This window comes from Paenibacillus lutrae (genome assembly GCF_009757775.1).
Classification (GTDB): Bacteria; Bacillota; Bacilli; order Paenibacillales; family NBRC-103111; genus Paenibacillus_F; species Paenibacillus_F lutrae.
The window spans coordinates 21,110-28,085 of sequence record NZ_RHLK01000027.1; the positions used below are offsets into that span (position 1 = coordinate 21,110).

6 protein-coding genes are annotated in these 6,976 nt (G+C 51.2%); 4 read left to right on the top strand and 2 right to left on the bottom strand.

Features of this window, described 5'->3' with window-relative positions:
- Positions 1 to 173: 173 nt before the first annotated feature.
- Positions 174 to 2,258: a transglycosylase domain-containing protein gene (locus EDM21_RS23935; protein WP_157338883.1), complete on the top strand. Its 2,085-nt coding sequence runs from the start codon at positions 174 to 176 to the stop codon at positions 2,256 to 2,258.
- A gap of 365 nt (positions 2,259 to 2,623) precedes the next feature.
- On the opposite strand, the gene EDM21_RS23940 is transcribed toward EDM21_RS23935, so the two are convergent.
- Positions 2,624 to 3,133: a YwhD family protein gene (locus EDM21_RS23940; RefSeq protein WP_157338884.1), complete on the bottom strand. Its 510-nt coding sequence runs from the start codon at positions 3,131 to 3,133 to the stop codon at positions 2,624 to 2,626.
- A gap of 116 nt (positions 3,134 to 3,249) precedes the next feature.
- On the opposite strand from EDM21_RS23940, the gene EDM21_RS23945 reads away from it, so the two are divergent.
- From EDM21_RS23945 to EDM21_RS23955, 3 genes are all read left to right on the top strand, one after another.
- A complete protein-coding gene (locus tag EDM21_RS23945; protein WP_235918347.1) occupies positions 3,250 to 5,274 on the top strand; it encodes a M1 family metallopeptidase in 2,025 nt (674 codons plus the stop codon).
- A 9-nt stretch (positions 5,275 to 5,283) separates the two neighbouring features.
- Positions 5,284 to 6,111, top strand: coding sequence for a hypothetical protein (locus tag EDM21_RS23950; RefSeq protein ID WP_157338886.1), 828 nt, complete (start codon positions 5,284 to 5,286; stop codon positions 6,109 to 6,111).
- Between the two features lie 110 nt (positions 6,112 to 6,221).
- The gene (locus tag EDM21_RS23955; RefSeq protein ID WP_157338887.1) at positions 6,222 to 6,815 is read left to right on the top strand and encodes a SurA N-terminal domain-containing protein; all 594 of its coding nucleotides are present in this window, start codon (positions 6,222 to 6,224) and stop codon (positions 6,813 to 6,815) included.
- A 72-nt stretch (positions 6,816 to 6,887) separates the two neighbouring features.
- Here the strand turns inward: EDM21_RS23955 and EDM21_RS25600 are convergent, their stop codons facing one another.
- Positions 6,888 to 6,971: an IS3 family transposase gene (locus EDM21_RS25600; protein ID WP_338043979.1), complete on the bottom strand. Its 84-nt coding sequence runs from the start codon at positions 6,969 to 6,971 to the stop codon at positions 6,888 to 6,890.
- Positions 6,972 to 6,976: the final 5 nt, after the last annotated feature.

Genomic DNA, 6,976 nt, shown 5'->3' on the forward strand with positions numbered 1-6,976 from the left:
AGGACGGAATGGGGCAGGTTTACGAAATTTTAGGACCCTGGCGGGAAAATGATTGAATAGCGTCCGGCAAGCTTTTCCATACTGATAGTAAGGATGCCAAGCAAACCAAGCGCAGAAGCAATCTGTCCCGATCCCTAGTCCGATGCCCCCAGAAGAAAGGAGAGTGAGGGACTTTGGCCGAACAGCCTGCTACACCCGAACAACCAGCCGCCCCCGCGAGCAAAAAGAAGGAAGGTCCAGCCGGATCACCATCGCCCTGGCAGCGCCGCCTGAAACGGGGATTCTCTTTCTTCTTTGCAGCTTTCCTGGTTATTTGTGTACTCACCGGATTTTCCCTGCTTTACCTACGGTCGCAGGCACTTCCGGTCACCAAAGTACTACAGACTTCTCAAATTTTCGATGTGAACGGCGAATTGATTGAGACGCTCGATTCCGGTCAGAACCGTAAAATCGTGCCGATTAATGAAATTTCCGTCTACGTCGTGAAAGCAACCCTGGCGATTGAAGACCAGAACTTTTATAATCACCCCGGCTTTGATGTGAAAAGTATTGCGCGAGCGGCGGTTGTTAATTTAAAAAACATGTCCAAGGTGCAGGGTGCTGGAACGATTACGCAGCAGCTCGCCCGTAACTTATATTTAAATCACGACCGGACCTGGACACGTAAAATAAAAGAAACGGTCTATGCCGTGCAGATGGAAATGCAGCTGGATAAGGATCAGATATTGGAAAGTTATCTCAATCAGATCTATTACGGGCATTCCACGTACGGTATCGAAGCGGCTTCGCAGTTATTCTTTGGCAAGCATGCCAAAGACCTGACCCTCGCAGAGAGCGCTCTGCTTGTGGGAGTTCCGAAAGGGCCCAAGTATTATTCACCCTATTACAATATGGAAAATGCGCTGGACCGTAAAAATGTCGTCCTGAAGACGATGGTTAATGAAGGATTTGTTACTCAACAGGAGGCGGATGCGGCGGCGGCGCAGAAGCTGGACATCAAGCCGCTGGCCGAGAAGAAACCTTCACCGGCCCCTTATTTCCGGGACTATATTAAAAACCAGGCGATCCAGAAACTTGGGATCACAGAGGAACAGTTTGAACAGGGCGGTCATAATATATACACCACTCTGGATCTCCAAGCACAGAAAATCGCCGAGCAGCAGGTCAGCAAGCATATTCCCAAAGACAGCGAGCTGCAGGGCGCCCTTATCTCGATTGATCCGAGAAACGGGTACATCAAAGCGATGGTCGGCGGTAAAAATTATGAAGCGAATCAGTTTAACCGCGTATTCGCAACGTCCCGGCAGCCCGGGTCCAGTTTTAAGCCTTTTGTGTATTTGACCGCTCTGCAGAATGGTTTCACTCCCTTGAGTAAAGTTCGGAGTGAGCCTAGGACATTCACTTACGATGACGGCAGGAAAACGTACACGCCGCGCAATTTCAACGATCAATACGAAAATGCGGATATCGATATGCGCCGAGCCATTGCCAAATCGGATAACATTTATGCGGTGGATACTATTCTCAAGGTAGGCCCGCAGCAAGTTGTAGATACCGCCCGCCGTTTCGGAATCAACGGAGACTTGCAGCCTCTCCCGTCACTGGCCCTGGGTACCTACCCCGCGAGCCCCTTCGAGATGGTCTCCGCCTTCGCGGCCCTCGCGAATCAGGGCGTTCGGGTGGAGCCGACCGCCATCATTAAGATCGAGGACATGGCCGGCCTCCAGCTCTACAAGGCGGAGCCCAAGAGCGAACGGGTCGCCGACGCGGCTCCATCCTATGTACTCACCCATATGATGGAGAGTGTGTTCGAGACAGGCGGTACCGCCAGCCGGGTCGCGGCAACGATCAAGAGGCCGGTGGCCGGCAAGACCGGCACAACCGATGCCGATGCCTGGATGGTCGGCTATACACCCGAGCTGGCTACGGCCGTATGGGTCGGCTATGACAAGGGACGGGCCATCAACACCGCGGAATCGCACTTGGCCTCACCGATCTTCGCCGGGTATACCGAAGGAGCGCTTGAGGCGATTCCCCCGAAGCTCTTCCCGGTGCCCGAGGGCGTCACGACCGTCTATATCGATCCGGTCAGCGGCAAGCTCGCAAATGAAGATTGTTCGACTGAAGCACGCGTCGAAGCGTTCCTGACAGGTACGGAACCGAAGGAATACTGCACGAACCGCTCATCGCGCGACAAAGGATTCGGAAGCGGTGCGCGTTCCTGGTGGAATGATGTGAAACGCTGGTGGAATGACTAGCTAGCTCACTAACTGCTTGACCGAAATTCCATGCATGGAAGAAATCAAAAGGCCGGTGCGGTTTATATCCCGCATCGGCCTTTTGATTGTTTCGGCTGAACCGCCGGCAAAGGTACCTTATCGATAATTCCTGTGCGTATCGGTTAGTAGAACATACCTCTTATATGGAACAAATCCACTGCCGTAACCACTCGCATTCCGTTCCTCTTGTTTCATCTATTTGCACGCAAAAAGGCAGAAACGGGCGTCCCCCATCTGCCTTTTTGCTGTCCTAGTATATGAGCGTAACATACACTAGTGATAGTATACTCGCTTCCCATTATCCTAACAATGGATGACACAATTTGTACATATTTGGCTGAAAATTAAGCCAAAGCCGCTTTCAGCTCGTCAGTTGAGCGGTCCCACCACTCTTCATTATGATCGACCAAAGCCTTGCGGAGCAAGGCTTTTTCCTGGTCATCCAGGTTGTCGACCATGATCTTGCGCTTCATAGCGGCATCCATCCGGTTCACATGGTCGGCGAGGATTTTCCAGCCCCGGCGGGCTTCGGTATCGACCAGCATTTCACAGGCCGTCACGCCCGCGTAATAGGTTCCTTCGGGAGTACGGTCCACAGCCACCCATACGATCCAGCATTTGCGTCCATTAGGAACGTCCTCTTTATTCGTCGAGAAACGGATTCTCTTCTCTACTGCGCTCTTGGCATGCAGAGCGCCCATATCGAGGTAAGCCTCGTCTCCGTCAATAATGAGGCTGGATACGTTGCTGAGGTCAATCGAGCCCGCGCCGAATCCTTTGTGATTGATCTTGGTGCTGACGATATTCAGCGCCGCAGGTTTTTTCTTTGGTGTTTCTTCTTTATTTGAATCCATGAAAGGCACCTTCGCTTTCCTGAAAATAATTCTTCTCTACTTCCTTCATTTTAGCTAATAATCCCCGGAATGCAAACATATACATGCTTTAGATGCTTGTCAACGGGGTGAAAAACATGAATTTAAAGTTGGCTAACCGAAAAACAGCTTGGTTCGCAACAGCCGCCACGCTTCTCAGCGCCGTCCTTCTTACGAATCTGCTCCTTTCGTCCCCTGAAGAACGGACGGGCCTGACAAGCAGGGTCCTTCTAACCGACACGGCTCCAAATGACGCTGCTCCGGCACAGTCAGAACCTGTTCCACCGATTATGCAGCAGCCATCCTCAAGCGGAACCGTACACCCGCAGCTGAGCAAACGAATCGTCGAATACCACATCAATGTTGAATACAACCCGGAGAACGAAACCCTTCTCGGACAGCAAACCATGACCTGGAAGAATCCCGGTTCCCAGCCTGTTCAAGAACTGTACATGCACCTGTATCCGAATGCGTTCGCATCGGAGAAGACTACCTTTATGAAAGAGTCCGGGGGCAAATTGAGAGGAGACGAGGCCAAAAAGGGAAGCTTCGGCGAAATGGAGCTCCGCAGCATCAAAACCGGCGAAGAAATAGACCTCAGCTCCACCATGCAATATGTCCAGCCGGATGACGGCAATCCCGATGACCGCACCCTGCTCAAAGTCACCCTGCCCAAACCCGTAGCCGCAGGCGGGGCCGTAACGCTGCATACGAATTTTGCGGTCAAGCTCCCGCAGGCTTTCGCGCGCATGGGCGTCACTAAGGACTATGTCATGGCCGGCCAATGGTTTCCTAAGCTTGCGGTGTACGAGCCCTCAGGCACACGCGGCCGCCAAGCCGAAGGCTGGAATCTGCACCAATATCATGGCAATTCCGAGTTTTATGCGGATTTCGGCATCTTTGATGTCCGGATTAAGGTTCCTTCTAATTATATCGTCGCCGCCACAGGATTTCAGACCAAGAATCCCATCGAAGGCAACGGAACGAAAACTTACCAATACTATGCCGATGACGTTCATGATTTTGCCTGGGCCGCTTCTCCCCATTTTAAAACATACGAGGAACCGTATTCCGCTCCTAACCTGCCTGGTGTCAAAATTAAACTGTATCTGGACCCTAAACATGAGCCCTATAAAGCCAGATACATGATAGCCGCCAAAAAAGCGCTTAGCCGCTATTCCCAGTGGTACGGGGCTTATCCTTACTCGACGTTATCCATCGTAGTGCCTCCTGAAGAAGCAAACGGTACGGGAGGCATGGAATATCCCACCCTTATTACCGCCTGGGGAGCTTCTGAAGGTCCCCCCGATCTTGAGCTGGAACGGGTTGTCGTCCATGAGATCGGCCACCAGTTCTGGTATGGGCTGGTCGCCTCCAATGAATTCGAGGAGGCCTGGCTTGATGAAGGATTTACATCCTATACCGAAGATAAGTTAATGGAGCTGGAGTACGGAGCGAAGCCTAATCTTCCCGTGGAGGCCAGCTACATTACCTCCCCCGCCGATCTCAAAAAGAATGCCTGGGCCTACCGGGATCACAGCGAGTACGCAGACAACGTCTATACCAGGGCCAAATTGGTGCTCAAAGAGATAGAGAACCGTGTAGGACTGAACACGATGGATCGGGTTATGAAAACATACTTTCAGAAGTGGAAATTCAAGCATCCCGGCACCCGGGACTTCCAGACTGTTCTCGAGGACGTAACCAAGAGTAAATGGAACGAGTTTTTCGATCAATATGTATACGGGAATAGCATGTCCGATTACGCCGTTGACCGTATCCACGTCAACCAGACCGAGAAATCCGGACAACTTCTGTATGAAAGCAGTATACTGATCCGTAAGCTTGGCGGAACCGCCCCCGCCGTCCCGATTCATTTCCATTTCTCCGATGGCTCTACCATAGAGAAAACCTGGGATGGTCAGGGCGAGCAGATTGAATATAAGCTGACCAATCAAACGCCTGTAAACTGGGTTTCCGTTGATCCTAAGCATTCCCTCGTTCTGGAGAACCGGCATATTAACAATTACATGAAAGCCGAGATTGACTCACGGTGGCAGATCCGCTGGACCTTAAGCGTGGTCAAAGTATTGGAAACCTTATTCGAATCTGTGGCATGGTGAGGTGCTGAAATGCTTCATTTTCTACGGCAGGGCCTAATGGCCGCGTTTAAGCAGCCGTTCGCAGTCTGTATCCTGTATGTGTATCAATTCGCTTGGGGGATTCTGCTGTACAAATTCGTCCAGTCCGTCGTGGTCCCCCTGCTCCACCGCTATCCAGGCAGCGATCAGCCTCAATCCGCCGTTCATCTTTTCTTGGCCGAAGGACAATTCCGGCTATTTAAAACGGACTTGATTCAACCCTACCTCTGGTGGATCATCCTCCTTCTTGGCATCCGTATGCTCCTCAGCCCTATGCTGAGTGCAGGAGTTTTCTATTCACTAGAGCATCCGAACATGAATGCAGGCTACCGTTTTGTAAAAGGAATCCGCCAACTGCTGCTGCCATTCTTCGGATTCTACCTGCTGCAGACCCTCCTGACACTTGCGCCGCTCTACTTTCTCGCTCCCAAAGCGGTTCATTTATTCCGGGAGGCGATTAGTTATCAGGAAATCTTGATCTCTTTGCTTCCGGCAGTTTTCCTTTATATCCTCTATGCCTTCCTTATTCAGCTCTTTTTCCTTTTCCTCCAGTTCAACCAGACATCGGATACGCGGACCGGCTTTTTCAATGTGATAGCCGTTATAATGAAGCAAGGACTTCGAATAGCCGGGAATGCCCTGCTGATTGCAATCCTCGGAGGCATTCTGGCTGTGGCCACTACAACAGTGTCTTATGTATGGGCGGGGTTTACAGCCTTGATTATCCAGCAGATGTATCCTTTCCTCCGCATGTTCCTCAAAATGTGGTCGATCGCCGCGCAGCATCAGCTGTGGCGCAGCAGCCGGTACTCGGGCTGATCCGGAGTCATTTCCCGATCCCTTCCGTGATTTACGGAGGGGATCTTTTATTCCCATTTGGGTCTATTTCAGCTATCATGGAAAGATAGAATATAAAGGAGGCATCACCGATGAAATCCCCACGGACCAACACCGTCGTGGCGGCAGTAATTGGCCTGTGCATTGCCGCCGGGTCGTTTGTATACGGTCAGTCCGACGCCAAAACCAAAAATGTTGTAGCTATCGGGCCTGACGTCCGCATTACCGCTACCGCTTTCGACAAATTGAAGAAAGATGTCGACCTTGCCTATCAAATGCAGGGCGCTCAGAATAATTTGACCGATGAGCAGATCCTGGATTTGATGCTCAGAGACGAGCTATTCGTCCGCTACGGGCAAAAGCTGGGGGTTAAAGTGAAAGAAGCGGAGGTCAAGAAAGTTATTGAGCAGCAGCGCGAGGCATTGAAGCAAGCTGGAGCACAGGCCGAGCAGCTGCAGGAGATGCTTTACAAAAATTCAGGGCTGACCGCCGAGACGTATTGGACTGATTATTCTACCGTCAATCAGTACGCCAAATATCTGTTGCAGGAAAAAACGATTGAATACCTCGTTAAAAAAGGCGAGCTGAAGACCCAGGAAGATCTGCAGGCCCTTCAGGAGAAACTTCTGGCCGAAGTGAAGCCGGAGCTGCGCGTTAATTTTGCAGCGGACAAGCCCCAAACCTAATCCGGTAGGCAACCTGTAAAAGCCTTAGTCCGATCTGGTCAAGACCCCTTTTAGTGGACATCAGAAAAAGCCTCAGGCAACAAGCTGGCTTCGGTACTCAACCGGAGTCAGCTTGTTTAGTTTACGTTGTGCCCGGTCTTCGTTGTAAAAATAAATGAATT